We start from the raw sequence: 26780 nt of genomic DNA on the forward strand, positions 1-26780 counted from the left end.
TCGACGCCGCGCCGGCCCGCAGAAGGGCCGGCGCGGCGGCCTGTCCCACCCCATATCTGCCGGAAAGGTATGCAACGAACGTGCGGGCGCTGATCACCCTGGTGTATCCGTCGGCGTGGTCAGTCGACGTGCTGGTGGACGCCGAACCCACCACACCGGTGCGCGACGTAGTCAAGGCGCTGCTGGACGGTCTCGACCCGTCCTACGTGGCCCGGATGCCACCGCTGGACGAGGACCGGGTCTACCGCGACGGCGGGCGGCTCGACCTCGACCTGCCGCTCGCGCAGAGCGGGATCCACGACGGCACCGTCGTGTCGCTGCACCAGCCGGCACCCGGACCGGTCGTCATCGGCGGCCTGGTCACGCTGCGGGCGGTCGCCGGCGCCGGTGCGGGCCGGGTGTGGAGCCTCGGCGCCGGTGAGCACCGGATCGGCTCCGCCCCGGGCAGCACGGTCCAACTCGGGCCGGAACAGCCGCCGGTGGTCGCGACCGTGTGGATCGCCATCGACGCGACGGTCCGGATCCGCAGCGCGGTCGACGGCGTACGCCTGGACGGCGAACCGGTGCCCGACGGCGAGACCACCTGGCGCGAGACCGTCCAGCTGTTCGTCGGCGAGACGGTCTTCGAGGCCCACCCGGTGCTGCGCCCGGACGCCATGGTCGAGACGTCCCCGGACAGCGAATACCTCGACTACAACCGCCCGCCCCGGCTGCTGCCGCCGCAGCGTCCCGGTAAGTTCCGGATCCCGGCCGAGCCGAAGACCCCCGATGTCAACCCGATGCCCTGGCTGGCCGCCGCGCTGCCCGCGGTCTTCGGCATCGTGATGGCCACCGCCATGAGCAACGCCCTCTACCTGATGATGGCCGCGATGTCGCCGGTGATGGTGGTGGCGAACTGGTTCACCGGCCGCCGCCAGGGCAAACGCAGCCACGGCAGCCGGGTCAAGGAGTACCAGGCGATCCGCGACCGGATCGACGGCGAGATCGACGCCGCCCTGGAACTCGAGCGCCGAGATCTGCGGGTGGCCAGCCCGGACCCGGCCGAGCTGCTGGTCATCGCGGCCGGCCCCAGGTCACGGCTCTGGGAGCGGCGCCGCACCGACCCCGACCACCTGACGGTCCGCGTCGGCACCGCCGACCTGCCCAGCGACATCAGCATCGAACTCGACGGCGAGGGCGTACCTCGCCGCGACGTCCGTACCGTCACCGACGTGCCCGTCGCCTTCTCGATCGCCCAGGCCGGGGTGGTCGGTGTGGCCGGCCGCGACGAGTGGCCACGCCGGGTGGCCCGCTGGCTGGTCGGCCAGCTCGCCGTCCTGCAGAGCCCCCGTGACGTGCAGGTCTACATCCTCACCGATCCGGCCGGCGGCCGACTGTGGGACTGGGCGGCCTGGCTGCCGCACACCCGCCCGCTGCTCGGGCAGAGCACCCTCACCCTGCTCGGCACCGACGCGGAGACGATCGCCCGCCGAGTCGCCGAGCTGATCGAGCTGATCGACGGCCGCCGCCAGGCCCGTCTCAACGCCGGGGCCAACGCGGTGATCACCGACCCGGACATCGTCGTCGTCCTGGACGGCGCCCGCCGCCTGCGCTCGCTGCCGGGTGTGGTGAACATCCTGCTCTCCGGCCCGGCGGTGGGCGTCTACAGCATCTGTGTGGACAGTGACCAGCGCACGCTGCCCGAGGAGTGCACCACCGTGGTGGCCGGCGGTGTGGGCGTACCGGCGACCCTGGACCAGCAGCGCGCCGCCCGGATCGTGGACATCCGGGTCGACGAGGTGGTCGACGAGTGGTTCAGCTCGACCGGCCGGCGGCTCGCCCCGATCCGCGACGTCAGCGACAACCAGAGCGAGTCCGCGCTGCCCGGCTCGGCCCGGCTGCTCGAGGTGATCAATTTGGAGGACCCGTCGCCGGCCGCGATCAACGCCCGCTGGACGGCGTCCGGCCGCAACACCCGGGCGGTCATCGGGTACGCGCTGGACGGCCCGTTCGCCCTCGACCTGGTCAGCCACGGCCCGCACGGCCTGGTCGCGGGCACCACCGGTTCCGGTAAGTCGGAGTTCCTGCAGACCGTGGTCGCGTCGCTGGCCGTGGCCAACCGGCCGGACGCGATGAACTTCGTGCTGGTCGACTACAAGGGTGGCGCGGCCTTCAAGGACTGCGTGGACCTGCCACACACCGTCGGCATGGTCACCGACCTGGACACCCACCTGGTCGAGCGGGCGCTGACCTCGCTCGGCGCCGAATTGACCCACCGCGAGCACCTGCTGGCCGCGGCCGGTGCCAAGGACATCGAGGACTACATCGACTACGCCGAGCGGCGTGGTGGCCTGGCCCCGATCCCACGGCTGCTGATCGTCATCGACGAGTTCGCGTCGATGGCCCGGGAGCTGCCCGACTTCGTCACCGGCCTGGTCAACATCGCCCAGCGGGGCCGGTCGCTCGGCATCCACCTGATCCTGGCCACCCAGCGGCCGTCCGGTGTGGTGTCGGCCGAGATCCGCGCCAACACCAACCTGCGGGTGGCGCTGCGGGTCACCGACGCGGGCGAGAGCACCGACGTGATCGACGCCCGCGAGGCGGCGACCATCCCGGCGTCCAGCCCCGGCCGTGGCTACGCCCGCCTCGGCCACAGCTCGCTCATCCCGTTCCAGACCGGCCGGGTCGGTGGACGCCGCCCGGGCCGACAGAGCCAGGCCACCACCGTTGCTCCGTTCCTCTACGCGGTCGACTGGCAGCACCTGGGCCGTCCGGTGCCGCAACGCCCGCGCGGGGCGGCCGAGACCGAGGAGGCGACCGACCTGTCGGTGCTGGTCTCGGCGATCCGGCTGGCCAACGACATGGCGAACTTCCCTCAGCAGCGTCGCCCGTGGCTGCCGCCGCTGCCGACCCTGCACGTGGCCGACCTGCCGGCCAAGCCGGAGTACGACGAGCGCGGCGAGCCGACGTTCGCCTGGGCGGTGCAGGACCTGCCTCGCCACCAGCAGCAGAAGCCGATGCGGATCGACCTGTCGACGTTCGGGCACCTGCACATCGCCGGGGCGCCCCGCTCCGGCCGCTCGCAGGCGCTGCGCAGCATCGCGGCCGCCGCGGCGGCCGCCTCGTCGGTCACCGACCTGCACCTGTACGGCCTGGACTGCGGCAACGGCGCGCTGCTGCCACTGACGAAACTGCCGCACTGCGGCGCCGTGGTGCAGCGGTCCGACACCGAGCGGGCGGTCCGCCTGCTCAACCGCCTCCACCAGGAGGTGCAGCGCCGCCAGCGGGTGCTCGGTGAGGGCGGGTTCGCCGACCTGACCGAGCAGCGGGCCACCGCCGCCCCCGAGGACCGGCTGCCGCACGTGATGCTGCTGCTGGACCGCTGGGAGGGGTTCATGGGAACCCTCAGCGAGCACGACGGCGGAGCGCTGACCGACCTGATCTACACACTGCTGCGCGAGGGCGCCAGCGCCGGTGTGCACCTGGTCATCACCGGCGACCACTCGCTGCTCAGCGGCCGGATCAGCTCACTCACCGAGGAGAAGGTGGTGCTGCGGCTGTCCGACCGGGCCGACGCGAGCATGGCCGGCCTCAACCCGCGCAAGATCCCCGAGCAGATGCCGCCGGGCCGCGGTTACCGGGCCGGCAGCGCCATCGAGATGCAGGTCGCGCTGATCGCCCCGGATCCGTCCGGTCCCGCCCAGGTGGCCGCCATGCACGCGTTGGCCGGCCGACTCACCGAGCGGGAGTCGTCGGTGCCGCGGGAGAGGCGCCCGAGCCGGATCGCGGTGATGCCCACCGAGCTCACCTTCGACCAGGTGTGGGCGACGCTGCCCGCTCCGGCGCCGGGCTGGGCGCTGATCGGGGTCGGCGGCGACGAGTTGGAGCCGATCGGCATGGACCTGGTCAACGACCTGCCCACGTTCCTGATCGCCGGTCCGGCCCGCTCCGGCCGGAGCACGGCGCTCGGGGTGATGGCCGAGTCGCTGCTGCGCGGCGGCGCCGAGATCGTGATCGGCGCTCCGCTCCGGTCGCCGCTGCGTGACCTGGCCGGGCGTCCCGGTGTCCGTGGTGTGATCACCGACGAGAATCCGCGCGACCCGGACTTCGCCGAGCTGATGGAGCCCGGTGACGGCCCGGTGGTGCTGCTCATCGACGACGCCGAGAGCTGGCGCGACATGCTGGCCCGCGACTACGTGCGCCAGCTGATCCGGCAGGCGTCCGGCACCAACCGGGCGGTCGTCATCGCCGGTGAGATCTCCTCGGTGGCGATGGGCTTCTCCGGCTGGCAGGTCGAGGTGAAGAAGAACCGGCGGGGCATCCTGCTCTCACCGCCCACGCTGAGCGCGGGCGACCTGGTCGGTGTCCGGCTGTCCCGGGCGCACCTGGCCGAGCGGGTCGTGGCCGGCGCGGCCAAGGCGCACCTGGGCGACGGCTCGCTGCAGAACCTCCAGATCCCCCTGCTCAACCCGAAATCGGAGATGTGATGGCCGACCTCGTAGTCCAGGACCTGGGCGAACTGGTCAACGACCTGAACTCGTTGATCACCGCGTTCGAGGGGGCGGGACACCTGCAGGACACCGACGGCGGCAAGTGGGGGCAGCAGAACGCCAACTCGTCGATGGGCGACTTCGCCGACAACTGGAAGATCCACCGCGAGAAGATGGTCGAGGAGATGAAGAAGTTCGTGAAGCGGGTCGAGCAGGTCAACCAGGCCTGGTCCGACGCCGACCGCCAGCTGCACGAGACTCTCGGGGAGTCCAAGTGAGCGACGACTCCCGCCTCAACACCCTGAACCGGGCCTCCGTAGACCGTATCCACCAGGCCAAACGCGACTACGAGAACATCGCGACGACGCTCTCGGACACGATCGCGAAGCTCGCCCGGATCGTCGACACCGGCAGTGAGGGCCTCAAGGGCCAGTACGTCGAGCCGCTCAAGAAGGACGCCCAGTCCATCAAGGACGACCTGGACAAGGCGTCGGTCCGCTACCACGACGCGGCCACCGAGATCGGCATCTACATCCCCGAGCTGGAGGAGGCGAAGACCGAGACGGCCGCCGCCAAGTCCGCTGAGGAGTCCGCCACCGGTGAGGTCGGCTCGGCCAAGGGCAAACCGGACGGGGTCAAGGGCGCGGACGGCACGCTCAGCCCCGAGGAACAGCAGAAGGACACCGACAAGCAGCGGGCCGTCGACGAGGCGAACGCCAAGCTGACCGCGGCCAAGAACAAGCTGACCGCCGCCCTGGACGCCCTCGACGTGGCGGGTAAGCGGCTGGGTGACAATGTGAGCGCGCGTCGCTACGACGACGGGCTGACCGACACCTGGAAGGACAAGGTCAACGCGTTCTTCAAGCAGATCAGCAAGATCTTCGCGATCATCGGCATGGTTCTGGCCGTACTCTGCCTGATCTTCCCGGGTGTGAATCTCCTGATCCTCGGAACGGTGGTCGCCGGCGTCATCACGCTGGTCGCGGACAGTGTGCTCTTAGCCAACGGCGAGGGCAGCGTGATGGACGTCGTGCTCGGCGCCGTCGGCCTGGGCCTGGCCGGTATCGGCGCGGCCATCTCGCTGTTCGGCAAGGGCCTGGCCAACTCGGCCCGCACCCTGAACAACCTGACCGGCGGGATGAACCGGATCCCCGGCCGCCCGCCCCGGCTGAACCTGGAGAACGGCTGGAACGGCCGACCCATCCAGCTGGACAACCTCGGTCCGGGCGCCAACGGCGGCGGCCGCAACGTCTCGGTCACCCAGCAGCTCGGCCCGGGCGACTTCCACGTGCCGAACAACGCGGTCACCGGCTGGCAGAACACGTCCGACTGGTTCAACCTGCCCGGCATCAACGGGCTGCTCGGCCGGATGGGGCAGATCACGCCGGAGATCGGGTTCTGGCAGTCGTTCCTGATTCAAGGTCGCGGCGCGCTCGGCATGTGGGGCAACCTGTTCCGTAATCCGGGGCAGTTCGCCCGCGACTGGTCCGGTGTCATCGGTGGTCTCGACGGCTTCCGCAACCTCAACAACGTGATGAACGCGGTCGGTGGGAGCCTGTCCCCGGCGTGGTTCGCCTTCGGCGGGTTCAACGCCGTCTTCACCTTCGGCTCGGGCCTGATCTACAACGGTGGGCGCCTCGAGGAATGGATCCCCGATGTCAACTGACGCCGATCTGATCGCCCTCACCGACATCCCGTTCCACTGGGAGTTCGTGCCCGCCCCCGGCGGCGCCGCCGGAGAGCGCGAGCAGTTCACCGACCACCTGATCGAGTTCTTCGGTACCTGGGCGGGCCGGGTCCTGGCCACCGCGAAGGCGGAGTGGACGGCCGGCGAGTTCCCGTTCACCGCCGAGAACATCGGCCGGGAGACCGCCGACCTGCTGATCGCCAAGGCCGACGAGCTGCCCGGCTACGCCCGGCTGGCCTGGGGCACCGCGTTCCACGAGGAGCAGGTGCTGTGGTCGCCGATCCCGCTGGTGGTCGAGTTCCACCGGCCGATGGGTGACGATCCCGGCTATCTGATGGAGACCGTCGGCGCGTCCGGGCTGCCCGAGGACGCCCGGGAGCCGGTGCTGCACTACGTGAGCGTGCCCGGGGCGGACGGCGTACGCATCTTCGCGATCGGGAAGACCCCGCAGGGTGGCGCCTACGGCCGGGTCGACGCGGCGATGCGCCTGGACAGCGGCATCGACGTGGTGCTGCGGACCCGGGTGTTCCAGATGGACCAGATGGCGGTGATCGGCGCCGGCGTCGAGCAGCTGATGACCATCATCGCCGCCGACGGTGTCGGTGTGACCGGGGAGGCCCCGCAGTGATCGACTTCGAACTGATCATGCCCGACGGCTGGGCGCACATCCCGACCACGCCGGAGTCCGCCAAGCTGCGCGCCCGGACGATCGAGGCGCTGGTCAAGGCCCGCCTGCCGGACTCGCTGCCGCGTGACAAGGCGGCGCCGTTCCGCAAGATGCTGACCGCCCAGCTGACCGAGGCCACCGACGACGCGGCCCGCAACGGCGCCCGCGCGGTGGTGCTGCCGCTGACCGAGTATCGGGACGGCTGGCGGGTGCCCGGCTCACTGCTGATCACCGTGTTGGAGGAGCCGGACGAGGACGCTCCGGACCCGCGGGCGCTGATCGGCGCGCTGCTGCAGGAGGCCGGGCCGGACGGGGCCCGTGTCGAGATCGGCGGCGGCCCGGCGGCCCGGATCACCGAGGTGGTGAACAGCGACCCGGTCGGCCGTAAGGCACCGTCGCTGAAGGTCAGCTACTACGTGTCGCATCCCGAGGTGGCCGGGGTGTGGGCGCTGCTCACCTACACCGTGCTGACCGACGGTGACCTGGAGAGCGACGTGCTGACCGCGGTCTGCCTGCTCTTCGACACGGTGGTCGGCACCCTGCGCTGGACCGACCGCATCGACGTGCCGACCGAGGACGAGCTGATCTCGATCCTGGAGAGCTCGGTCTAACGGCCCACCGCCGCGGTGAGCAGCTCGCCCAGGTCCCAGGCCGCCTCCACGGTCCAGGCCAGCGAGAACAACGCCAGCGCCAGCGGCACCGCGCCGACCACCGCGGCCACCCGGGCGCGGGGTTTGAGCAGGCTCGCGACCCGACGCGGCACCACCCCGCCCGGCGCTGCCGCGTGCAGCCCGGCCGGGGCCAGTGGCGCGGCCGCCGCCAGCGCCGCCGCGCCGATCGCCTGCGCCACCGTCCGCCGCGAACCGACCTCGGTCGCGGCCCGCTCGTCGGCGGCGCGTTCCACCAGGTAGTCGACGTGCCGGGACACCCACCACAGGGCCGGGTGGGCGGCCGCGGCCAGCTCAGTGACCCGGATCAGCAGGTGGTGGCGGGCGGCCAGATGCGCCCGCTCGTGCGCCAGCAGGGCGACGAACTGCGCCGGCGACAGGGCGTCGCGCATCCCGGTGGTCACCACCACATGACCGGGCCGTCCCGGTACGGCGAACGCGTGCGGCGCCGGGTCGGCCACCACGACGAGCGGCCCGCCCGTCGTGGTGGTGGCCGCCGCCAGGGCCAGGAGCCGCCGCTGCCGCCGCCAGGTGAGCGTCATCGACACGGCCGCCGCGGCCAGCAGCACCACGCCGGTCCACGACACCCAGGGATAGTGCGCCGTGTCGTTCTCCACGAACTGTGCCGACCATCCGAACCAGTGCGCCACGGGTGGCAGCTCGGCCACCGCCTTCAGCGCGAACACCAGCAGGTTGATCAGGCTGGCGGCCGCGGCCCCGGCCGCCGACCAGGCCACCACGGGCGCCGCCACGCGTGGCGACAGCCGGTCGGCGAGCACCCGCACCAGCACCAGCAACACCGGCGGAACGACGACGACCGAGACGAGAAAGTGGTCGAACATGAGGGCAGGCTAACGCGTCACCCCCGGCGGATGCCCGGGGCAAAGGTCCGGTGACCGGATCAGGCGCAGTCGTCGAGGCGGGTGCGCAGCTTGGTGAGGGCCCTGGCGAGTAGGCGGGAGACGTGCATCTGGGAGACACCGACCTGCTCGGCGATCTCCGACTGGGTGAGGTTGCCGTAGAAGCGCAGGCTGATGATCTTCTGCTCGCGCTCGTCCAGGGCGGCCATCGCCGGGCCCAGCGCGATCCGCAGTTCGGCCAGCTCGAAGCCGGTGTCCTCGCCGCCCAGGGTGTCCCCGAGCTCCATGCTGCCCTCGGCGTTGGCCGGGGTGGACAGGCTCGTCGAGTTGTACGCCCGCGCGCCCTCCAGGCCTTCGAGCACCTCCTCCTCGCTGATGTTCAGGTGCGCGGCGATGTCGGCGACCGTGGGGGAGCGGCCCAGCGTGTGGGTGAGGTCGTTGTTCGCGCCGGTGATCGCGAGCCGCAGCTCCTGCAGACGTCGGGGTACCCGGATCGACCAGGTGCGGTCCCGGAAGTGCCGCTTCAGCTCGCCGACGATGGTCGGGATGGCGAAGCCGGCGAACTCGATGCCGCGGTCGGCGTCGAACCTGTCGACCGCCTTGATCAGGCCCATCACGGCGACCTGCTGCAGGTCGTCGACCGGCTCACCGCGGCCGGCGTAGCGGTTGGCCAGGTGCCGGGCCAGCGGCATCCACGCCTCGATCGCCCGGTCCCGGACGACTGCGCGGGACGGGTGGTCGACCGGCATGGCGGCCAGGTCGTTGATCAATTCGCCGGCACGGTCGGTGGTGGCCAGAGCGGTCATGGTTCCTCGCCTTCGGCGGTTGCGGGCACAAGCGGCAGCCGACTGCTTGACTGCGAGTCCCATCGGTGTGCCCCACCCACCGGGGTGGCTAAACAATTTTCACCCGCGAGAATGCCGCGGCAGCCGGACCACGATGCGAGTGCCGGGCCGGTACGCCGGATCGAGGTGGACGGTTCCGCCGTGTGCCTCGACCAGCCCGCGGACCAGCGGCAGGCCCAGCCCGTTGCCGGGGATGGCGGTGTGCCGGGCGTTGGCGCCCCGGTGGAAGCGGGTGAACAGCAACTCCCGATCGCCGTCCGGGATGCCGATGCCGGTGTCGGCCACCGACAGTTCGACCACGTCCGGCCCGTCCCCGGCCGCGGCCACCCGCACGTCGCCGCCGGTGGGACAGTACTTGACCGCGTTCGACAGCAGCTGGTCGACGATCTGGCGCAGCCGTTCCTCGTCGGCGTCGAGGATCAGGTCGGCCGGTAGTTCGGTGCGGACCCGGATGCCGTCCGGTGGCCGCAGATCGTGGACGGCCGCCTCGATCACGGCGACCAGGTCGGTGGGTCGGGCCCGGATCCGGTGGTGGCCGGATTCCAGCGCGGTCAGCTCCAGCAGTTCGTCGATGATCCGCTGGAGTTGCCCGACGTTGCGGCGGACCGCCGCGATCATCTGCTGCCGGTCCGGGTCGTCGAGCTCGTCGGTGAGCAGCGTGGTGTAGCTGATGATCGACGTGAGCGGGGTGCGCAGCTCGTGCCCGGCGAGGGTCAGGAAGTCGTCGCGGGCCCGGTTGAGTTGCATGGTCAGCTCCCGGCTGCGCATCCGGGTGAGGAACTGCCCGAGCTGCGCGGCCACGCCGTCCATCAGCCCGGTGAGCAGGAACTCGTCGTATTCGGAGGTGGCGCTGAGGGTGGCCAGCACCCCGAGTACCTGGTCGCCGTCACAGACCGGCACGGTCAGGCTGGCCCGCAGCCCGCGCTCGGCGGCGGCGTGGGCGAACGCGTACGCCTCCGGGGTCTCGGTGAATCGCGGATCGGTCAGGTCGGGGATCCACACCGGCCGGCGGGTCGCCCACACCAGACCGGGGCCGGCGTCGCCGCGGGGGATCCGCTCCGGCACGAGGTCGTCGACGTAGACGCCCGGCGCGCTCCAGTAGGCGGCGGTACGCAGCACGTCGGCCACCTCGTCGACCACGAACAGTGCCACGTGTGGCCAGTCCAGGGCCTCACCTATGGCCCGTAGCAGCGGTGGGGCGGCCTGATCGAGCCCGTCCGAGGCGGCCAGCAGCCGGGTCAGTTCCAGTTCGCAGTCGCGGAACCGTTCCCGGCGCCGCCGTTCGGTGACGTCCCGGACCGTGGACACCGCGCCCAGCAGTTCACCGGCCGAGCCGTAGACCGGTTCGGCGTTCGTCAGCGCGTATCGATCGGGGGCGCCCGGGGTTCGCAGCACCGCCTCCACGTCACGGACACTGTGCCCGCCGAGCGCGCGGACCACGGCCATCTCCTCCGGCCGGTACGGGCGCCCGTCCAGGTGCCGCAGCCGGGTGCCGGCCGCGACCATCGCCTCGACCGGCGGCATCGCGTCGTCCAGTCCGCAGAACCGTCGCAGCATCCGGTTGAACAGCACCGGCCGTCGATCGCCGTCGATCGCCAGGACGCCGACCTGAAGACTGTCCAGGAGCGCGCTGACGAAACCACGTTGGACGACCAGCCCGCCCACCTCGGTGGTGTGTTCGCCGGACGCCAGCATCGCGGCCACCTCGGAGAGGGCGGCCAGATCGTGTTCCACCCAGGTGCGGGCGCTGGTGTCCAGCACGGTCACCGTACGGCGGGGGCGATCCGGGCCGGCCGGCACCGGAACGGCGGCCATCGACCGTACCCCCAGATCGGTTATCAACGGGTGTCCGGCGAAGCCGGGCTCGGTGAGCAGATCGCCGACCGAGACCGGACCGCCCGAGCCGAACCGGCGCACCGGGCAGGCCGCCGGAAACCCGAACGTGCCCAGCAACGCCTCGTCCGCGCTGATCACCGCCATGGGCGTGCCGAGCAGGCGAGCCGCCAGGCGGGCGGCGGCATCCCACGGCACCGGCACATGAGAGGCCGTCACACCCACCACCTCGCCCCGCTCGTCGCTGAGGGAAACGACATCCTGCGCATCGGCACCGCCCCAGAGGGCTTGAGCCTTTCCGGGAACTTCCTGGTCGGGGACCTGCGGGCCGGTCACCGCGTAGTGGCTGATCCCGGCTCGTCACGGAGGAGTGCCTTCCGCCTGAGGTCCAGGACCGCGATCAACGCGAACGCGGCGACGGTGGCCGCGACGGCGGCCATGTAACACCAGGGGGAGGGCAGATGGTTGGCGGCGGTCAGGAGGGTCGGCTCCTTGTCGGTGAACACCCGGAAGATGATCGCCATCGGCCCCTCCCAGAAGCCGATCGCGAGCGTGATGATCATGGCGAATCGGTAGCCGGCCTCGTTCATTTCGCTATCCCCCGTCTGTGATACGAACGTATCCACGAAATCAGCTTCTCTCGTGCTTGTGAAGGGGATTCGTCACGGATTCGGCGCGGATAGACTCACGAGATGCGTGACGAAACCGTCTGTCCGGTCTGTCGTGGGCCGGTGCTCTCGGGCGGGCGGGGGCGTCGACCGGTCTACTGTTCGCGGGCGTGTCAGGCGCGGGCCTATCGTGCTCGCCGCGATCCGCCGGTCCCATCGGTTCCGCCCGGCCCTGCTCCTTCGCCGCCGTCCGCACATCCTTCGGCGCCGTCCGCACTTCCTTCGCCGCCGTCCGCGGAGGGCGGCGGATCGTCGGTCACCGGCCGGCGGCGGCAGGTCGTCGAAGCGGTCTGGCGGATCGCCGGGAGCCGCGGGCTGCAGTCGGTCAGCATCCGTGAGGTGGCCGCGGAGGCCGGAGTGTCCGCGCGGGTCGTCCAGTACCACTTCGCGGGCAAGCAGGATCTCCTGGTCACGGCCCTGCGGGTGCTGCACGCCGACAACGAGCGCCGGGTGCTGGGACGCATCGCGGCATTACCCGACCCGTCGGATCCGCGTGCTCTGCTGCGGGCCACCCTGGAGGAGTTCCTGCCGCTCGACGAGGAGCGCCGCGCCGGGCTGGGCGTGTTGACCGCCTACTACGCGCGCAGCCTCACCGATCCTGCCTTCGCCGCCGTGTTCCTCGCCGCGGAGAGCCCGCTCGAAGACCTGATCGCCGCCCTCATCGCGGCGGCCGGCCCGAGCCCGGGCGTCGACCCGGGCCGTGAGGCGGACCTGCTGGTCGCCGGTGTCACCGGGCTCGGTCTCGACCTGCTGCACCGCCGTCGTTCGGTCGCCGACGTGCGCCGGACCCTCGACTATCACCTGGGTCGGATACTCGCCCACCCCTGAGGGGCGGTGAGCTCGTCGGGATCCACTGGACGACCGGACACCGCCAGCAGGAGCGCGAGCGCGGTTCCGCGTACCTCCGGGCCGGTCCCGATCCGGACGGCGGTGTCCTCGGCGACCAGCCGCACGCCGGCCGCGCGCTCCCGGCCGCCGCCCATCTTGACGCTCGTGCGCACCTGGAACTCCAGCGCCACCGCGACCTGCTCGGGCGGATAGTCGCCGGTCAGCCCGACCGCCCGCCGGATGTCCGCACCGTGCACGAATACCTCGACCAGCCGGGTGGCGAGCGGCGCCGGCGGGGTCCGGGTGAGCCCGGTGACGGCCCGCAACTCGGCGAGCGTCTCGGCCGGGTCGGCACGCCGCTCACGGGCGATGCCGAGTTCGTTCTGCCGGTCGAAGTCGAACCGCGCCGCGACCATGTCCCGGACGAACCCGAACCTGGTCGTCTTCGCACCGTCGACCAGGTGGGCGACGACGTCGTGGACATCCCAGCCGGGGCAGGCGGTGGGTGCGGTCCACTGCTCGGGTCGCAGCGTCTCCAGATCTCCGGCCAGGGCGGCGCGCTCGTGATGAACGGTGGTCCAGACGGCATCCGACATGGTTGCTACTAAACAACACGACATCCTCGCGATGCGCGCGCACGCCCGCCCCGTCTCCGCCGCCGCGCGGCTCGGGCTCAGGCTGACCGACTCCCGGACCGCCGGGAGATCGCCTGTCGACTATCTCGCCACGGTGTCCCCGAGCGGGACCGCGATCGTCAGGGAGCCGATCCCCGGCGACGTCGACGCCGTGATCGAGGCGACCACGGCGGGCTGGAAGGCGTTGATCATCGGTGGTGCCCACATCGATCCGGCTCGGATCACCGGCGATCCGGCGGCGGCCGCCGGTCTCCTCGACGCGACCCGGTTGATCCGGGTCTAGCCGTACTGTTCTCGGGCCGGCGCGAAGGCGGCGATCAGGGGCTGGCGACCAGGGACGGGACCCGGCGCAGGGAGGTCGCCAGCAGGCCGCTGACCACCAGGCAGGCCGATGCCAGCAGCACCACGGCCGGCCAGGCGCCGTAGGACCACGCGGTCCCGGCCAGGTTGCCGAAGACCGACGAGCCGGCGTAGTACGCGAACAGGTAGAGCGACGCCGCCTGCCCGGCCGGCACCCCGTTGGCGTGGGCGCGCACCGGCACCCAGCCACTGGCCACCCCGTGCACGCAGAAGAATCCGGCGGTCATCACGGCCAGCCCGGCCACGGTCAGCGGCAGCCTGTCGGGCACGGTCAGCAGCAGCCCGGCCGCGGTCAGCAGGCACCCGAACGGCATGACGGCACGACGACCGTACCGGTCCGCGAGTCGTCCGGAGATCGCCGAGCTGAGCGTGCCCGCCGGATAGACCAGGAACACCGCGCCGGCCGCGGCCGCTCCCAGCGCGAAGGGCGCACTGGTCAACCGGAACCCCATCGCGTTGTAGACGGCGACGAACGCGCCCATCGCCACCGCGCCGACGCCGTACAGGCTGAGCAGGGCCGGGTCGGTGAACGCGCGCCGGGACAGGGCCACGTGCGGTCCGGCCGCGAAGTTCCGCGACGCCGGGAGCAGCGACGCGACGATCACCGAGCAGATCAGGCCGACGGCGGCCACCGCCGCGAGGGACAGCCGCCAGCCGTACGCCTCCGCGACCATCGAACTGAGCAGTCGCCCGGTCATCCCGCCCAGCGCGGTGCCCCCGATGTACAGGCCGGCCGCTCGTCCCTGCCGGTCGGCGGGCAACTCTTCGCGCAGGTACGCGGTGGCGACCGCGGGGAGCCCGGCCAGGGCGACACCCTGCGCCAGCCGGAGCCCGAGCAGTGCGTGCCAGGTCGGTGCGAACGCGCAGGCCAGCCCGACCAGCGCGGACAGCGTGAGCGACAGGTGGATCAGCGGGGTCCGGCCGATCTTCTCCGACAGCGGCCCGGTCACCAGCAGTGCCACCCCCAGCCCGAGCGTCGCCAGTGACAGCGACCAGGAGCTCTGCGCGGGGGTCACGCCGAACGCCGCGGACAGCTCCGGCAGCAGCGCCTGGGTGCTGTACAGCAGGGCGAACGTGGCCACGCCGGCGGCGAACAGGGCGAGGCAGGCCCGGTGATATCTGCTCACGCCACTCACTGTTCGCCCCGGTTGCGGCATACGTCCAATGCATGAAAATCATCGACCGCATGCGTACGGCGTATGCTCAGCGCGATGCAGCTGGAAGATCTCCGTGCCCTGCTCGCCCTGGGTGATCATCAACACGTGACCGGGGCGGCCGCCGCCCTCGGCACCACCCAGCCCAGCCTGTCCCGGCTGCTGGCCCGGGTCGAGGCCGAGCTGGGCGTGCGCCTGTTCGAGCGGGACGCCCGGGGTGTGCACCCGAACCCGCTCGGCGACCTGACCCTGGCCGCGGCGCGCGATGTGGTCGGCCGTTATGACAGGTTGCGCCGCGATCTGGCCGGGCTGCTCGACTCGGAGTCGGGGACGGTGCGGTTGGCGTTCCTCGACTCGATGGCCACCTCGTTGGTGCCACGGATCCTGCACGACGTCCGGGAGCGGGCGCCTCGGCTGCGGATCGAACTGCGCCAGGAACCCGGCCACGTCATCCTGCCCGACCTGGAGTCGGGCGCGGCCGAACTGGCGTTGATCTCTCCGCAGCCGCGTGGGCCGTACGGCTGGCTGGCTCTCCAGACCCAGAAGCTCGCCCTGATCGTGCCGCCGGGCCACCGCCTGGTCTCGCGCCGTCGGGCGCGCCTGTCCGACGCCGTCGGCGAGGACTTCATCACCGTGCCACCCGGTTTCGGGTTCCGTGCCCTGGTCGACGGCCTGTTCGCGGCGGCCGGGGTGACCCCGCGCATCGCCCTGGAGATCGGCGACCTGGCCACCATCGAGGGTCTGGTCGGGGCAGGCCTGGGCATCGCCCTGGTCCCGGAGGGTTTCGCCGGTGCCACCGGCTCGACAGGTCTGGCGCTGACGGCTCCGGGAGCCGAACGTGTCGTCGGCCTGACCTGGCGGACCGACCGACCGCCGAGCCCGGCCGCCACCCGCTTCCGCTCGATAGTCGAAGCCATGGCCCCCTACCTCTGACCCGACCCGGTCGACCGTGGGTCCGCCGCCCTGTCCGGCCGGGTTTGATCTAACGTGCTCCGGATGGGTGGGTTCACGGTTCCGCGGTCGTTTCTGGAGTCACCTCGCTGGTGGCGCGGCGGGGGCGAATGGCTGGCCGGGCTTGCGGAGGCGGTCCGCGAGCAGTGCGCACGGTGGCGGCTGACCATCGACGGTGCGCCCGCGCACGGCTCGAACGCACTGGTCGTGCCGGTGATCCGGGAGGGTGAGGGGTTCGTTCTGCGGCTCACCCCGCCGGGACCGGATGTCGCCGAGCTGATCGCCGCACTGCGGTTCTGGGACGGGCGCGGCACGGTCCGGCTGGTCGACGCCGATGCCGAGGCCGGCGTGATGCTGCTGGAACGGCTGTCGGCGACCTCGCTGAACGACGTGCCGGTGGACGAGGCGATGCACGAGCTCGGCGTGGTGATGGACCGCCTTGCGGTGCCCGCGCCGGATCACGTGCCGGACACCGGGACGGCCGTCGCCCGCCGGATGGCGACGATGCCGCAGGAGTGGGAGCGGCTCGGCCGCCCGTTCGACGGTCGGATCCTCGACGAGACGCTGGTGATCGGTCAACGACTGTCCCTGGCGGCCGGCGACGACGCGGTGAACGGCGACCTGCATGCGGAGCAGGTGTTGCGTGGGGGCCGGGAGCCCTGGCTGGTGGTCGATCCGGTGCTGATGCGCGGTGATCGGGCCTTCGACCTGGGGCGGGTGCTGTGGACCCGGCTGGATGAGATGCCACGACCGGACGACGTCGTGCGCTGCTTCGACATCGTGGTCCGGGCCGCCGGCGTCGAACCGGCGCACGGGCGGGACTGGGTGCTCTATCGGGCCGTCGACTACTGGTTGTGGGGACTCGGGGCGGGGCTGACCGAGGATCCGGTGCGATGCCATCGGCTGGTGTCGGTCTTCCGGGCGTGATGCCACGGTGACGCCATCGGGTTGCGCGTGGCATCACTGTGATGCCATAGTGGTGCCATGGAATTGCGCCCCTACATCGACGCGCTGCGTCATGAGCTCGCGCTCGCTGCTGCCGCCGGCGGTGAGGACGCTCGTGAGCTGGCCGAGCGGCTCACCGCCCCACTCGAGTCGGCGACCCGCCTCGCCCTGCTGGACGCCCTGTCCGAGGCGGCCGCCGAGATCACCCGCGACCTGGCTCCCGGCTCGGTCGACCTGCGCCTGCGCAACCGCGAGCCCAGCTTCGTCGTGACCCCGGCCCCGGCCGACGTGTGGACCGACGAGACTCCGGCCCCGCCGCCGCCCGACCCGATCCCGGCGACCGCTCCGTCGGCCGCGCCCGGTGAGGACGAGGCGACCGTCCGGATCAGTCTGCGCCTGCCCGAGCACCTGAAGAACCGGATCGACCAGGCCGCCGCCCGCTCCGGCGTCTCGATCAACACGTGGCTGATCCGCGCCGCCTCGGCCGCGGCCGACGGCGACCGGCCCGCCACCCCGACCACGACGGTGACCGCGACCAGCGGTGGCCAGCGATTCACCGGCTGGGTCCGATGAGCCGGTCGAGCCAGACGAACCCCCCGACCGACAGGAGCCGTCCCATGCCCACCTTCGACACTCCCGGCCCGATCACCGCCGAGATCGACATCCTCGCCGGCGAGTTGCGGGTGGTGGCGAGCGACCGGTCGGACACGGTCGTCCACGTGCGTCCGGCCGAGGAGGACCAGGAGCGGGACCGGCGGGCCGCCGAGCAGACCCGCGTCGAGTTCCTCTCCGGCACCCTGACCGTACGCGGTCCACGGCACCCCACGTTCGGTGTCTTCGGCAAGGTCGGCGTCCTCGATGTGCTCGTCGAGCTGCCGATCGGTTCGGAGGTCGAGGCCAGGCTCGGTGCGGGCGGCATCCGATGCTCCGGCGAACTGGGCGACTGCCGACTGCGCAGCGGTGCCGGCGACGTGCAGGCCGACCACGTCGGCAACGCCGTACTGAACACCGGTTACGGTCTGATCGCGGTGGAGAGCGTGGACGGCGACGCCAAGCTGACGACCGGTTCCGGCAAGCTCCGGCTCCGGTCGGTGAGCGGTCCGGCGGTGCTGAAGAACGGCAACGGCGAGAGCTGGGTCGGGCACGCCGGCGGCGAGCTGCGGATTCACTCGGCCAACGGCGACATCGTCACCGACCACGCGGCCGCCTCGCTGACCGCGAACACCGCGAACGGCGAGATTCGTGTCCGTGAGCTGGTCCGTGGCACGGCGACGCTGCGTACCGCGGCCGGCGGCATCGAGATCGGCATCCGGTCGGGCACCGCCGCCCGCCTCGATGTGCACACCCACTACGGCCGGGTCCGTAACGAGATGACCAGTACCGACGGCCCGGCCACGACCGACGAGCAGGCCGAGGTGCGAGCCCGCACCGCATTCGGCGACATCGTGATCCGCCGGGCCTGATCCGCCCTCCTCCACCCCCGGCCGTGCCCGCGAGGCACGGCCGGCGATGAATCCCACCCATCACCCCGGCCGACTCCCATGAGGCACGGCCGGCGATGAGTCCTGCCCATCACCCCGGCGGTGGCCCGTGCGGCACCGGCGGCGATGGATCCTGCCCGGAAACCGCCTGGAGGCGTAGATGTCCACGACCGTCACCACCCGGCCCGCCGTCTCGGTGGCCGGCCTGCGCAAGACCTTCGGCACCACGACCGTCCTCGACGGCATCGACCTGTCCGTCACCGAGGGCACCGTGTTCGCGTTGCTCGGCCCGAACGGCGCGGGCAAGACCACCATGGTCCGGATCCTCGCGACGCTACTGGAGGCGGACGGCGGTTCGGTCCGGGTGGCCGGACACGATCTGGTCCGCGAGGCGGACGCGGTGCGCGCCGCGATCGGCCTCACCGGGCAGTTCGCCGCGGTCGACAAACTTCTGACGGTACGGGAGAACCTGCGCCTGATGGCCGACCTGAACCGGTTGGGCCGCACCGAGGGTAGGCGGAGGATCGGCCGCCTGATCGAGCGGTTCGACCTCGCCGAGTCGGCGGCCAATCCGGTGTCGCTGCTCTCCGGCGGCCAGCAGCGCCGGGTCGACCTGGCGATGACCCTGGTCGGCGACCCGCGGCTGATCTTCCTGGACGAGCCGACCACGGGGCTCGACCCGCGCAGCCGGGTGGAGATGTGGCAGATCGTCCGGGAGCTGGTCGCCGAGGGGGTGACCGTCTTCCTCACCACCCAGTACCTGGAGGAGGCCGATCAGCTCGCCGACCGGATCGCTGTCCTCGACCACGGCCGGATCGTCGCCGAGGGCACACCCGGCGAGCTCAAACGCCGGATCCCGGGCGGCCACCTGCTGCTCCGCTTCGCTGAGCCGGGCTCTCTCCGTACCGCCGCATCGGTTTTGAATGTCACCAACCGGGACGACAGCGCCCTGACCCTGCAGGTGCCGAGCGACGGTGACATCGCGTCGCTGCGGGCCGTGCTGGCCACGCTCGACGGCGTCCATGTGGCGCCGGACCACCTGACCATCCACACGCCCGATCTGGACGACGTGTTCTTCGCCTTCACCGGCAAGCCGGCCGGCACCTTCGAGGAGACCCGATGACGACCCTGGCACACACCCTCACCGACTCCGGCACCATGTTCCGGCGGCAGTTGCTGCATCTGCGGCGCTATCCGTCGCTGACGATCATGCTGATCGGGCTCCCGGTGATCTTCCTGCTGCTGTTCGTGTACGTGTTCGGTGGTGCGGTCGGTGCCGGGCTGGGCGGCGGCCGGGACGCCTACGTCGACTACCTGACCCCCGGGATCCTGCTGTTCACCGTGGCCGGGGCGGTCGCCGGAACCGCGATCTCGGTGGCGATGGACATGACCGAGGGCATCGTCGACCGGTTCCGCAGCATGGCCATCGCCCGGGCGTCGGTGTTGACCGGGCACGTGCTCGGCAGCATGGTGCAGATCTTCATCGCCCTGTTCGCGGTGCTCGGGGTGGCCCTGCTGATCGGGTTCCGGCCGAACGCCACCCCGCTCGAATGGCTGGCCGTGGCCGGTGTGCTGACCGCGACCGCGTTCGCGTTGACCTGGTTCGCGGTGGCGCTCGGCATCGTCGCCGACAGTGTGGAGACGGCCAGCAACACGCCCATGTTCCTGAGCCTGCTGCCGTTCCTGGGCAGTGGCTTCGTGCCCACCGAGACGATGCCGAGCGGCCTTCGGGTGTTCGCCGAGTACCAGCCGTTCACCCCGATCATCGAGACCCTGCGCGGTCTGCTGCTCGGCACCGGGATCGGCGACAGCGCGGTGATCGCCCTGGCCTGGTGTGCGGTGATCTCGGCACTGTCCTACGTGTGGGCCAAACGCAAGTACAACAAGCGCGCCGCCCGCTGACCGCGTCTCGACGGGGGCTCTCCCCGCTGTCTCAGCACAGCGGGAAGAGCCCCCGTCGATCGTTCAGCGGGTGCGGGCGGCCAAGCGGTCGCGTAGGCGGGTCAGGCGGGCGATCTCGGCGTTCAGCGTGGCGATGTGCCGGGAGACGACACCGGTCGGGCGCGGATCGCCGTACCCCGGGGGTGTCCTGTTCTCCAGCAGGTGCAGGCGGTCGGCGCGGTCGCGCAGATCGGCGACGGTCAGGCCCAGGCTGAGCAGTTGCCGGATGAGACGTAGCCGGGACACGTCGCGTGGGCCGTAGACGCGCTGTCCGGTGACGGTTCGTTGCGGTGGCGGGAGCAGGCCGTTCGCCTCGTAGAAGCGCAGCGCCCGGGGTGTCGTTCCGGCCGCCGCAGCGGCGTCACCGATCCGCATGTGCCCTCCTCGAACGGCCACGATCGGCGTGGCCGGATGACGTCCGGTAAGGACATCGTGCAACTTGCGCGTCGTTTACGCGATCCCCTCGGCGCAAGTGATGGGAAACGATATGACCCCGGGCGGCGAACCGTTCGAAACGTATCGAACCATCGGGGAACCGGCTGAATTCGGTTGTCGGGCCGGGACGGACGGCCCAGCATGGTCGGCATGCCGTCGCCGTTGCAGGGTGGGCTGCCGCCGACCGGGACACCCGCCGGGCCCGTCCTGGAGATCGCCTGTGACGAGTCCGGGTTCTCCGGCGCGAACCTGCTGCGCTCGACCGAACCGGTGATCACCCACGCGAGTGTGGACCTGTCGGCGGCCGAGGCGGTCGAGTTGATCGCCGCGATGCGGATCTCACCCGTCGAGGTGAAGTCGGGCTGGTTCCTGCGCCGGCCGGATGCCCCGGCGGCCCTGGACCGGTTGCTGACCGGGCTGCGCGGGCGGGCTCACGTGCACCGGATCGACAAGGAGTTCTTCCTGGTCACCCAGGTCGTCGACCTGCTGCTGGGGGAGGCGTCCTATCGATCGCTGACCCGGGTGCACCGGTCCGCGGCCGACGATCTGTATCTGGCCCGGGACGCCGGTGCCGACTGGACCGCCTTCCTGGACGCCTTCGCCGGGATGGTTCGCACCCGGCGTCGGGTGCCCGGCGGTCCGGAGGCCGGGCGGTTCCTGCGGGCCCGTGACTCGCTGGCCCGGGTCGGCGGGCCGGCCGCCGACGTGCTCGGCCGGATCACCGAGGCGCGGGTCGCGACGATCGTGGCCCGCCTGGACGACGGCGACCGGAGCATCCCGCCGCCGCTGGAGCCGATGCTGCGGGCGCTGGCCGACACCATCCGGCACTGGAGCGCCGGCCGGCGTCAGGTCCTGGTGATCCACGACGAGCAGAGCGCCCTGACCGCCGCCCGGCTGGCCCGGCTGCAACGGGCGCTGGCCGTCGGTGACGGCCCGTCACCGCTGGTCGGCCTGGTGATGGCCGACTCCCGCGCCGACCCACGGATCCAGATCGCCGACCTGCTCGCGGGCGTGGCCCGCCGCCGGCCGGAGGCGCTGCCGGCCGCCTGAGACGGGTTCATCCACGCCGGATGAGGCGCTGTGACCCCGGGCGCGGCGACGCTCGGGGCCGGTTACCCGTGTCCCGCGAGGAGGACCCATGTCCGGATTGAACACGCCCGGCGACCCCCGGCCGAGCCCGACCATCAACGCCGGGAAACTGTGGGCCGGCGGCGCGGCGACCGCGGCCGTGGCGGCCCTGATCGCGATCGCCGGCATTCTGCTGGGCCGCGGCCTGTTCGACATCGAGGTGCTGGCGCCGAAGGGCCAGGGGGTCTGGGGTGACGCCTCGACCGGCTGGTACGCGCTGGGTGCCGCCCTGGCCGCGCTGGCCGCCACCGGCCTGATCCACGTGCTGATCCTGACCACGCCCCGGCCCATGCGTTTCTTCGGCTGGGTGATCGCCCTGGCCACGGTGGTGGCCATGCTGGCGCCGTTCGTGACCGACGCCGACCTGGGCGTGCGGATGTACACGGCCGGCTTGAACTTCGTGCTCGGCGTCGCGATCGGCTCGCTGGTCGCGGGCACGGCGAAGACGTCGATCATCCCGGTGGTCCCGCGTCAGGCGCCCCGTCCCTACCCCCGTCCGTACCGGTAAGGAGTGCAGATGGCCACGATGACCGAGCCGCCGAACGCCGCGGAGGCACCCGCGTTCCATGTGCTGTCCGTCCCTGAGGCGCTCGAGGCCGAACAGGTCGACAGGCATCGCGGCCTCAGCGAAGACGAGGTCGTGAAACGCCGGGAGAAGTTCGGCCCGAACCGGTTCGCCGAGGCGAAGAAGGAGCCCTGGTGGCGGTCCTTCGTCCGGCAGTACGCCGACCCGATGCAGATCGTGCTGCTGGCCGCCGGTATCGGCAGCCTCTACCCGTTGAAGCAGTACGGCACCGGCATCCTGCTGATCGCGCTGACGCTGTTGAACGCCGCCCTGGGCCTGCACCAGGAGGGCAAGGCGGCCGCCGCGATCGACGCACTGCAGAAGATGATGATCATCAAGGCGCGGGTACGTCGGGACGGCACCCTGATCGAGATCCCGGCCGAGGAACTGGTGCCGGGTGACGTCGTCTCGATGGAGGCCGGTGACGTGGTTCCGGCCGACGGCCGGCTGCTGCGCGCGGCGACCCTGGAGATCGACGAGTCGGCGCTGACCGGCGAGAGCCTGCCGGTGTCCAAGGACATCGCGGCGGTGGCGTCGGCCGACACCGCGCTGGGTGACCGCTCCGACATGGCGTACATGAACACCAACGTGACCCGCGGCGCGGGGGAGTTGCTGGTCACCGCGACCGGTATGAACACCGAGGTGGGCCGGATCTCCGGCATGCTGCAGACCGAGAAGGACGCGGACACCCCGCTGACCCGCCAGCTCAGCAAGCTCACCAACCAGATCCTGGTGATCGCCGGGATCGCGCTGCTCGCCTCGGTGATCATCAACCTGGCCCGCGGCAACGAGTTCGGTGTGGTGTTCACCGCGGCCGTCGCGTTCGCGGTGTCGGCGATCCCGACCGGCCTGCCCGCCGTGGTGACCACGATCCTGTCGCTCGGCACCCAGATGCTGGCGAAGTCGAACGCGATCGTGAAACGGCTGCGCTCGACCGAGACCCTCGGCTCCACGTCGGCGATCAACTCCGACAAGACCGGCACGCTGACGCTGAACCAGATGACCGCGGTGGAGTTGGTGATCCCGGGCCGGCGGTACACGGTCTCCGGCGGCGGCTACTCGACCGACGGTGTGATCAAGAAGGTGGCCGGGGACCCGGACGTGTCCCTGGAGGAGTACCTGCTGCCGATGATCCTCTGCTCGGACGCGGTGGTCCGGGACGGCGACATGATCGGTGACCCGACCGAGGGCGCCCTGGTGGTGCTCGCCGAGAAGGGCGGGCTGGACTCCGAGGCGACCCGGGAGCGGTTCCCACGGCTGGCCGAGCTGCCGTTCGACGCTGCGTACAAGCTGATGGCGACGTTCCACCGGATGACGACCGAAGACGGCCGCGAGGTGGTCCGCTGCTTCGTCAAGGGTGCCCCGGACCAGCTGCTGGCCCGGTGCGAGGTGGCCGACGAGGACGCGGTGAAGTACCTGGCCGAGAACACCCGGCTCGCCCAGCAGGGCCTGCGGGTGCTGGCCACCGCCCGGAAGGACTTCGACCCGGACGACTTCGACCCGGGCGCAGATCTGCTGCCGCTGCTGGCCGGGCTGGAGCCGATGGCTCTGGTCGGGATCGTCGACCCGCCCCGCCCGCAGGCGTTGACCGCGATCAAGGAGGCGCACTCCGCGGGCATCGAGGTCCGCATGATCACCGGCGACCACGCGGTGACCGCGGCGGCCATCGCCGGCAAGCTCGGCATCCGTGGCCGGGCCATCACCGGGGCCGAGTTCGGCGCGATGAGCGACGAGGAGGCGGACCGGGAGATCGACGGCATCGGCGTGATCGCCCGGGTCACCCCGGAGCACAAGGTACGCCTGGTCGAGGTGCTCAAACGCAAGGGCCACATCGTCGCGATGACCGGCGACGGGGTGAACGACGCGCCCGCCCTGAAGAAGGCGGACATCGGCATCGCGATGGGGATCACCGGCACCGAGGTCAGCAAAGAGGCCGCCGCGATGATCCTCACCGACGACGACTTCGCCACCATCGTGAAGGCTGTCGAGCTGGGCCGGGGTCTCTATGCGAACCTGAAGAAGTACATCTTCTTCCAGATGGGCGTGCTGGTCGGCATGATCATCACGTTCCTCGGGTCGAGCATCTTCAACATCGCCGCCGGTGTGCCGTTCCTGCCGCTGCAGAGCCTCTGGCTGAACTTCACCACCCAGGTGTTCCAGTCCGTCGGCATCGGCTACGGCAAGGCCGAGCCGGACATCATGTCGCACAAGCCGCGCAGGTCCGACGAGCCGCTGCTGACCCGGGGCGCTCTGGGCTGGCTGGGCTTCCTCGGCCTGGTGATGGGTGTGCTCTCGCTCCTGGTGATCTGGTGGGCCGACGGGACCTACGACCTGGACACCAGCCGGACCATGGGCCTGACCGCCTTCTCCATCGCCAACCTGGCCTTCTCGCTGACCGTGCGCAGCGACATCCGTTCGGTGTTCAGCCTGGAGACCTTCGGTGACAAGCGGTTCCTGATCACCACCGGGATGTCGGCGGCCGCGATCGTGCTGGCCACCGAGTTCGGGCTGTTCCAGAAGCTGCTGGCGACGGTCAGCCTGGACCTCGGCCAGTGGCTGATCTGCCTGGTCGCCGGCACGCTCGTGGTGGTGCCGACGGAAATCCGCAAGATGGTGATCCGGAGGCGGCGATGAGAATCCCCGGCCTGCTGCAGTGGGGCGATGTGGCGATCGGCGCGATCTCCCGTGCCGCCGAGACGCTGGCCGACCAGAAGGAACTGGCCGAGCGCGGGGCCGCCAGCCGGACCCGTCTGATGGACTCGCTGATCACCGCGATCGCCACCTCACCGATCGTCGAGCGGGTCGTCGAGATCCAGCTCGACCGAGTGCTACAGCTGCTGGAACGCGAACCGGAGCGGATCCGCGCCCTGGTTCGCGGCCAGCGCGACAACATGGTCGGCGAGGTCGTCGGCCGGGTCCGCGCCGGAGCGGCCGCCGGGGACGACGCGGTGGACCGTCTGACCCTGCGCTGGACCCGGAACGGGAACACCGAGACGGCGCCATGAACCCGTACGCCGGGCTGGTCAGCCGGTTGGCGGCGTACGTGCTGGACGCACTGATCGTGTCCGTGATGGCCGGGGTGGCGACGCTGACCTTCGCGCTCGTCGCCTCGGTCCTCGGCAGCGAGGGCCGGGAGCTGGCCAAGATCGTGCTCTCGACCTATGTGGTGTTCCTGCCGACCCTCATGGCGCTGTACTGCTCGGGGTTCTGGATCCTGGCCGGGCGCACCCCGGGGCAGTTGGTGTTCGGGCTGCGGGTGGTGAACCGGGACGGCCGGTCGCCACGACTGGTCGCCGGACTCGTCCGCGGGCTGCTGCTGGCGTACCTGCCGATCCTGGCCTTGTGGTTGTTGTTCGACCGTAGGCATCAGGGCCTGCACGACAAGCTGGCCCGAACCACCGTCGTCCGGAGCTCACCCCGCGAGGATGAGGCCTCCGGAACCTCCCCTATCGCACCTTCGAGTGGTGCTGACCATGGGAGTCGAGGAAGAGTTCCTACTACTTGACCCGGACGGGGCGGTCGCGCCGGCCGCCCCGGACGTGATGCGCCGGATCGACGACGACCGAATCAAACCCGAGTACATGGCCTACCAGCTGGAGACGGCCACGTCCGTCTGCACCGGGCTGGACGAACTGCGCCGGGAATCGACCCGGTTGCGCCTGACCGCCGCCGAAGCCGCTGAGGCCGCCGGGGTCTACCTGGTCGCGAGCGGGGCGCCGCCGTTCCGCTCCGGGCCGCTGGACGCGCTCACCGGCGAGGACCGCTACCACCGGCTCGCCGAACGGTTCCCGAAGGCGTCCGCGGCCGGCGGCACCTGCGGCTGTCACGTGCACATCGGCATCCCGGACCGGGAGTTGGCCACCGCGGTGCTGTCCCGGATCCGGCCGTGGCTGCCCGCCCTGCTCTCACTCACCGTGAACTCGCCGGTGGCCCGGGCCGGTGACACCGGCTGGGACAGTGTCCGCTATCGGGAGCAGCTGCACTGGCCGACCTTCCGGCCGCCGGCCGTCTGGCCCAGCGCCGAACGCTACGACCAGGAGGTCAGGTCACTGGTCGCCGCGGGCACGGCGGTCGACGCGTCGGGCGTCTACTTCCTGGCCCGGCTGTCGGCGCGTTATCCGACGATCGAGGTACGGGTCGCCGACACCGGTCTGAGCGTGGACGACACGGTGCTGTTCGCCGGGATCACCCGCGCGTTGGTGGCCACCCTGATCGAGGACATCCGCCGTCGGGAGAAGCTGGTCCCGGCTCCGGGGCAGGTGGTCAGCCAGGAGTTGTTGGCGGTCGCGCGCGGCCGGGCCGGTCAGACCGCCCGACTGCTCACCAAGATCACCCCACAGCTGGACGCGGCCGGCGACACCGGGGAGGTCTACGCCGGGATCGAGCGGCTGCGGCGGGAGGGGACAGGCGCGCGACGTCAGCGCCACCTCTGGCAGAAATATGGTCCGACCAGCGGATTCGTCGGAGCACTGGCCGCCGAGACGGTCCCGGCCCGGATCTGACCCACAAGCAAGGGGTCGCAGGTTCAAATCCTGTCAGCCCGACTACTCGTAACCCTGACCAGCGTAAATGCCGGTCAAGGTTCGATGTTTTTCTATGAAGTTTTGATCCGTCCTCCGAAAACTCGTTTGCGGAACGAAGCGATGGATCCACCCAGGTC

Annotated in this window: 26 protein-coding genes; 19 read left to right on the top strand and 7 right to left on the bottom strand. The window is 71.2% G+C overall.

Translation table 11 applies throughout. The features are described 5' to 3' along the window. The first annotated feature begins 80 nt into the window (after window positions 1-80). The 5 genes from Q0Z83_RS09385 to Q0Z83_RS09405 are packed head-to-tail and all read left to right on the top strand — an operon-like array spanning window position 81 to window position 7434. A complete protein-coding gene (locus Q0Z83_RS09385) occupies window positions 81-4466 on the top strand; it encodes an FtsK/SpoIIIE domain-containing protein (RefSeq protein ID WP_317793443.1) in 4386 nt (1461 codons plus the stop codon). Beyond that, the gene (locus Q0Z83_RS09390) at window positions 4466-4747 is read left to right on the top strand and encodes a hypothetical protein (RefSeq protein ID WP_317793444.1); all 282 of its coding nucleotides are present in this window, start codon (window positions 4466-4468) and stop codon (window positions 4745-4747) included. Before Q0Z83_RS09385 ends, Q0Z83_RS09390 begins: the two co-directional genes overlap by 1 nt. Beyond that, window positions 4744-6135 (top strand): hypothetical protein, encoded by a 1392-nt coding sequence (locus Q0Z83_RS09395; RefSeq protein ID WP_317793445.1) that lies wholly within the window; start codon window positions 4744-4746, stop codon window positions 6133-6135. Before Q0Z83_RS09390 ends, Q0Z83_RS09395 begins: the two co-directional genes overlap by 4 nt. After that, on the top strand, window positions 6125-6784 hold the full coding sequence (locus tag Q0Z83_RS09400) for a hypothetical protein (RefSeq protein WP_317793446.1): 660 nt from the start codon (window positions 6125-6127) through the stop codon (window positions 6782-6784). The genes Q0Z83_RS09395 and Q0Z83_RS09400 overlap by 11 nt, the downstream gene beginning before the upstream one ends. Beyond that, on the top strand, window positions 6781-7434 hold the full coding sequence (locus tag Q0Z83_RS09405) for a hypothetical protein (protein ID WP_317793447.1): 654 nt from the start codon (window positions 6781-6783) through the stop codon (window positions 7432-7434). The genes Q0Z83_RS09400 and Q0Z83_RS09405 overlap by 4 nt, the downstream gene beginning before the upstream one ends. Here the strand turns inward: Q0Z83_RS09405 and Q0Z83_RS09410 are convergent. The 4 genes from Q0Z83_RS09410 to Q0Z83_RS09425 form a co-directional block, all read right to left on the bottom strand. Continuing rightward, entirely contained in the window at window positions 7431-8333 is a 903-nt protein-coding gene (locus tag Q0Z83_RS09410) for a M56 family metallopeptidase (protein ID WP_317793448.1), read from the bottom strand. The genes Q0Z83_RS09405 and Q0Z83_RS09410 overlap by 4 nt on opposite strands. A gap of 59 nt (window positions 8334-8392) precedes the next feature. After that, window positions 8393-9157 (bottom strand): SigB/SigF/SigG family RNA polymerase sigma factor, encoded by a 765-nt coding sequence (locus Q0Z83_RS09415; protein WP_317793449.1) that lies wholly within the window; start codon window positions 9155-9157, stop codon window positions 8393-8395. 99 nt (window positions 9158-9256) lie between these two features. Beyond that, entirely contained in the window at window positions 9257-11248 is a 1992-nt protein-coding gene (locus Q0Z83_RS09420) for a sensor histidine kinase (RefSeq protein WP_317793450.1), read from the bottom strand. 113 nt (window positions 11249-11361) lie between these two features. Next, window positions 11362-11619 carry a hypothetical protein gene (locus tag Q0Z83_RS09425; RefSeq protein WP_317793451.1) on the bottom strand — a complete coding sequence of 86 codons (258 nt, stop codon included), beginning with the start codon at window positions 11617-11619 and terminating at the stop codon, window positions 11362-11364. 102 nt (window positions 11620-11721) lie between these two features. On the opposite strand from Q0Z83_RS09425, the gene Q0Z83_RS09430 reads away from it, so the two are divergent. Then, window positions 11722-12525, top strand: coding sequence for a TetR/AcrR family transcriptional regulator (locus Q0Z83_RS09430; RefSeq protein WP_317793452.1), 804 nt, complete (start codon window positions 11722-11724; stop codon window positions 12523-12525). Here the strand turns inward: Q0Z83_RS09430 and Q0Z83_RS09435 are convergent. Continuing rightward, window positions 12495-13121, bottom strand: coding sequence for a maleylpyruvate isomerase family mycothiol-dependent enzyme (locus Q0Z83_RS09435; protein WP_317793453.1), 627 nt, complete (start codon window positions 13119-13121; stop codon window positions 12495-12497). The genes Q0Z83_RS09430 and Q0Z83_RS09435 overlap by 31 nt on opposite strands. Between Q0Z83_RS09435 and Q0Z83_RS09440 the strand changes: the two genes are divergently transcribed. Further along, the gene (locus tag Q0Z83_RS09440) at window positions 13120-13443 is read left to right on the top strand and encodes a hypothetical protein (protein ID WP_317793454.1); all 324 of its coding nucleotides are present in this window, start codon (window positions 13120-13122) and stop codon (window positions 13441-13443) included. The two genes, Q0Z83_RS09435 and Q0Z83_RS09440, sit on opposite strands and share 2 nt — an antisense overlap. Window positions 13444-13477: 34 nt before the next feature. Here Q0Z83_RS09440 and Q0Z83_RS09445 read toward each other — a convergent pair whose 3' ends face one another. After that, window positions 13478-14647, bottom strand: coding sequence for an MFS transporter (locus tag Q0Z83_RS09445; RefSeq protein ID WP_317793455.1), 1170 nt, complete (start codon window positions 14645-14647; stop codon window positions 13478-13480). An 84-nt stretch (window positions 14648-14731) separates the two neighbouring features. On the opposite strand from Q0Z83_RS09445, the gene Q0Z83_RS09450 reads away from it, so the two are divergent. The 6 genes from Q0Z83_RS09450 to Q0Z83_RS09475 all read left to right on the top strand — a co-directional run bounded on the left by Q0Z83_RS09450 (window position 14732) and on the right by Q0Z83_RS09475 (window position 19953). Continuing rightward, entirely contained in the window at window positions 14732-15607 is an 876-nt protein-coding gene (locus Q0Z83_RS09450; RefSeq protein WP_317793456.1) for a LysR family transcriptional regulator, read from the top strand. A gap of 63 nt (window positions 15608-15670) precedes the next feature. Next, on the top strand, window positions 15671-16552 hold the full coding sequence (locus Q0Z83_RS09455) for an aminoglycoside phosphotransferase family protein (RefSeq protein ID WP_317793457.1): 882 nt from the start codon (window positions 15671-15673) through the stop codon (window positions 16550-16552). A gap of 57 nt (window positions 16553-16609) precedes the next feature. After that, window positions 16610-17143, top strand: coding sequence for a toxin-antitoxin system HicB family antitoxin (locus Q0Z83_RS09460; protein ID WP_317793458.1), 534 nt, complete (start codon window positions 16610-16612; stop codon window positions 17141-17143). A gap of 44 nt (window positions 17144-17187) precedes the next feature. After that, window positions 17188-18033: a DUF4097 family beta strand repeat-containing protein gene (locus Q0Z83_RS09465; RefSeq protein ID WP_317793459.1), complete on the top strand. Its 846-nt coding sequence runs from the start codon at window positions 17188-17190 to the stop codon at window positions 18031-18033. 178 nt (window positions 18034-18211) lie between these two features. After that, window positions 18212-19174, top strand: a complete 963-nt coding sequence (locus Q0Z83_RS09470) for an ATP-binding cassette domain-containing protein (protein WP_317793460.1) — start codon at window positions 18212-18214, stop codon at window positions 19172-19174. After that, window positions 19171-19953 carry an ABC transporter permease gene (locus tag Q0Z83_RS09475; protein ID WP_317793461.1) on the top strand — a complete coding sequence of 261 codons (783 nt, stop codon included), beginning with the start codon at window positions 19171-19173 and terminating at the stop codon, window positions 19951-19953. Before Q0Z83_RS09470 ends, Q0Z83_RS09475 begins: the two co-directional genes overlap by 4 nt. A 63-nt stretch (window positions 19954-20016) precedes the next feature. On the opposite strand, the gene Q0Z83_RS09480 is transcribed toward Q0Z83_RS09475, so the two are convergent. Then, window positions 20017-20367, bottom strand: a complete 351-nt coding sequence (locus Q0Z83_RS09480) for a MerR family transcriptional regulator (protein ID WP_317793462.1) — start codon at window positions 20365-20367, stop codon at window positions 20017-20019. 210 nt (window positions 20368-20577) lie between these two features. Between Q0Z83_RS09480 and Q0Z83_RS09485 the strand changes: the two genes are divergently transcribed. The 6 genes from Q0Z83_RS09485 to Q0Z83_RS09510 all read left to right on the top strand — a co-directional run bounded on the left by Q0Z83_RS09485 (window position 20578) and on the right by Q0Z83_RS09510 (window position 26622). Next, a complete protein-coding gene (locus Q0Z83_RS09485) occupies window positions 20578-21477 on the top strand; it encodes a hypothetical protein (RefSeq protein WP_317793463.1) in 900 nt (299 codons plus the stop codon). Window positions 21478-21565: 88 nt separating this feature from the next. Continuing rightward, window positions 21566-22063, top strand: coding sequence for a DUF6069 family protein (locus tag Q0Z83_RS09490; RefSeq protein ID WP_317793464.1), 498 nt, complete (start codon window positions 21566-21568; stop codon window positions 22061-22063). A 9-nt stretch (window positions 22064-22072) separates the two neighbouring features. Beyond that, window positions 22073-24754 (top strand): cation-translocating P-type ATPase, encoded by a 2682-nt coding sequence (locus Q0Z83_RS09495; protein ID WP_317793465.1) that lies wholly within the window; start codon window positions 22073-22075, stop codon window positions 24752-24754. Beyond that, window positions 24751-25125, top strand: a complete 375-nt coding sequence (locus Q0Z83_RS09500; RefSeq protein WP_317793466.1) for a hypothetical protein — start codon at window positions 24751-24753, stop codon at window positions 25123-25125. Before Q0Z83_RS09495 ends, Q0Z83_RS09500 begins: the two co-directional genes overlap by 4 nt. After that, the gene (locus tag Q0Z83_RS09505) at window positions 25122-25625 is read left to right on the top strand and encodes an RDD family protein (protein WP_317793467.1); all 504 of its coding nucleotides are present in this window, start codon (window positions 25122-25124) and stop codon (window positions 25623-25625) included. The genes Q0Z83_RS09500 and Q0Z83_RS09505 overlap by 4 nt, the downstream gene beginning before the upstream one ends. Then, window positions 25594-26622, top strand: a complete 1029-nt coding sequence (locus Q0Z83_RS09510) for a carboxylate-amine ligase (protein ID WP_317793468.1) — start codon at window positions 25594-25596, stop codon at window positions 26620-26622. The genes Q0Z83_RS09505 and Q0Z83_RS09510 overlap by 32 nt, the downstream gene beginning before the upstream one ends. Window positions 26623-26780 lie beyond the last annotated feature (158 nt).

The organism is Actinoplanes sichuanensis (genome assembly GCF_033097365.1).
GTDB classification, from domain to species: domain Bacteria; phylum Actinomycetota; class Actinomycetes; order Mycobacteriales; family Micromonosporaceae; genus Actinoplanes; species Actinoplanes sichuanensis.

Coding starts and splice junctions, on each gene's coding strand:
- Q0Z83_RS09390 (WP_317793444.1), top strand. CDS start 4,466: ATGGCCGACCTCGTAGTCCAGGACCTGGGCGAACTGGTCAACGACCTG.
- Q0Z83_RS09400 (WP_317793446.1), top strand. CDS start 6,125: ATGTCAACTGACGCCGATCTGATCGCCCTCACCGACATCCCGTTCCAC.
- Q0Z83_RS09410 (WP_317793448.1), bottom strand. CDS start 8,333: ATGTTCGACCACTTTCTCGTCTCGGTCGTCGTCGTTCCGCCGGTGTTG.
- Q0Z83_RS09415 (WP_317793449.1), bottom strand. CDS start 9,157: ATGACCGCTCTGGCCACCACCGACCGTGCCGGCGAATTGATCAACGAC.
- Q0Z83_RS09425 (WP_317793451.1), bottom strand. CDS start 11,619: ATGAACGAGGCCGGCTACCGATTCGCCATGATCATCACGCTCGCGATC.
- Q0Z83_RS09430 (WP_317793452.1), top strand. CDS start 11,722: ATGCGTGACGAAACCGTCTGTCCGGTCTGTCGTGGGCCGGTGCTCTCG.
- Q0Z83_RS09440 (WP_317793454.1), top strand. CDS start 13,120: ATGGTTGCTACTAAACAACACGACATCCTCGCGATGCGCGCGCACGCC.
- Q0Z83_RS09435 (WP_317793453.1), bottom strand. CDS start 13,121: ATGTCGGATGCCGTCTGGACCACCGTTCATCACGAGCGCGCCGCCCTG.
- Q0Z83_RS09450 (WP_317793456.1), top strand. CDS start 14,732: ATGCAGCTGGAAGATCTCCGTGCCCTGCTCGCCCTGGGTGATCATCAA.
- Q0Z83_RS09455 (WP_317793457.1), top strand. CDS start 15,671: ATGGGTGGGTTCACGGTTCCGCGGTCGTTTCTGGAGTCACCTCGCTGG.
- Q0Z83_RS09460 (WP_317793458.1), top strand. CDS start 16,610: ATGGAATTGCGCCCCTACATCGACGCGCTGCGTCATGAGCTCGCGCTC.
- Q0Z83_RS09465 (WP_317793459.1), top strand. CDS start 17,188: ATGCCCACCTTCGACACTCCCGGCCCGATCACCGCCGAGATCGACATC.
- Q0Z83_RS09470 (WP_317793460.1), top strand. CDS start 18,212: ATGTCCACGACCGTCACCACCCGGCCCGCCGTCTCGGTGGCCGGCCTG.
- Q0Z83_RS09475 (WP_317793461.1), top strand. CDS start 19,171: ATGACGACCCTGGCACACACCCTCACCGACTCCGGCACCATGTTCCGG.
- Q0Z83_RS09480 (WP_317793462.1), bottom strand. CDS start 20,367: ATGCGGATCGGTGACGCCGCTGCGGCGGCCGGAACGACACCCCGGGCG.
- Q0Z83_RS09485 (WP_317793463.1), top strand. CDS start 20,578: ATGCCGTCGCCGTTGCAGGGTGGGCTGCCGCCGACCGGGACACCCGCC.
- Q0Z83_RS09490 (WP_317793464.1), top strand. CDS start 21,566: ATGTCCGGATTGAACACGCCCGGCGACCCCCGGCCGAGCCCGACCATC.
- Q0Z83_RS09495 (WP_317793465.1), top strand. CDS start 22,073: ATGGCCACGATGACCGAGCCGCCGAACGCCGCGGAGGCACCCGCGTTC.
- Q0Z83_RS09500 (WP_317793466.1), top strand. CDS start 24,751: ATGAGAATCCCCGGCCTGCTGCAGTGGGGCGATGTGGCGATCGGCGCG.
- Q0Z83_RS09505 (WP_317793467.1), top strand. CDS start 25,122: ATGAACCCGTACGCCGGGCTGGTCAGCCGGTTGGCGGCGTACGTGCTG.
- Q0Z83_RS09510 (WP_317793468.1), top strand. CDS start 25,594: ATGGGAGTCGAGGAAGAGTTCCTACTACTTGACCCGGACGGGGCGGTC.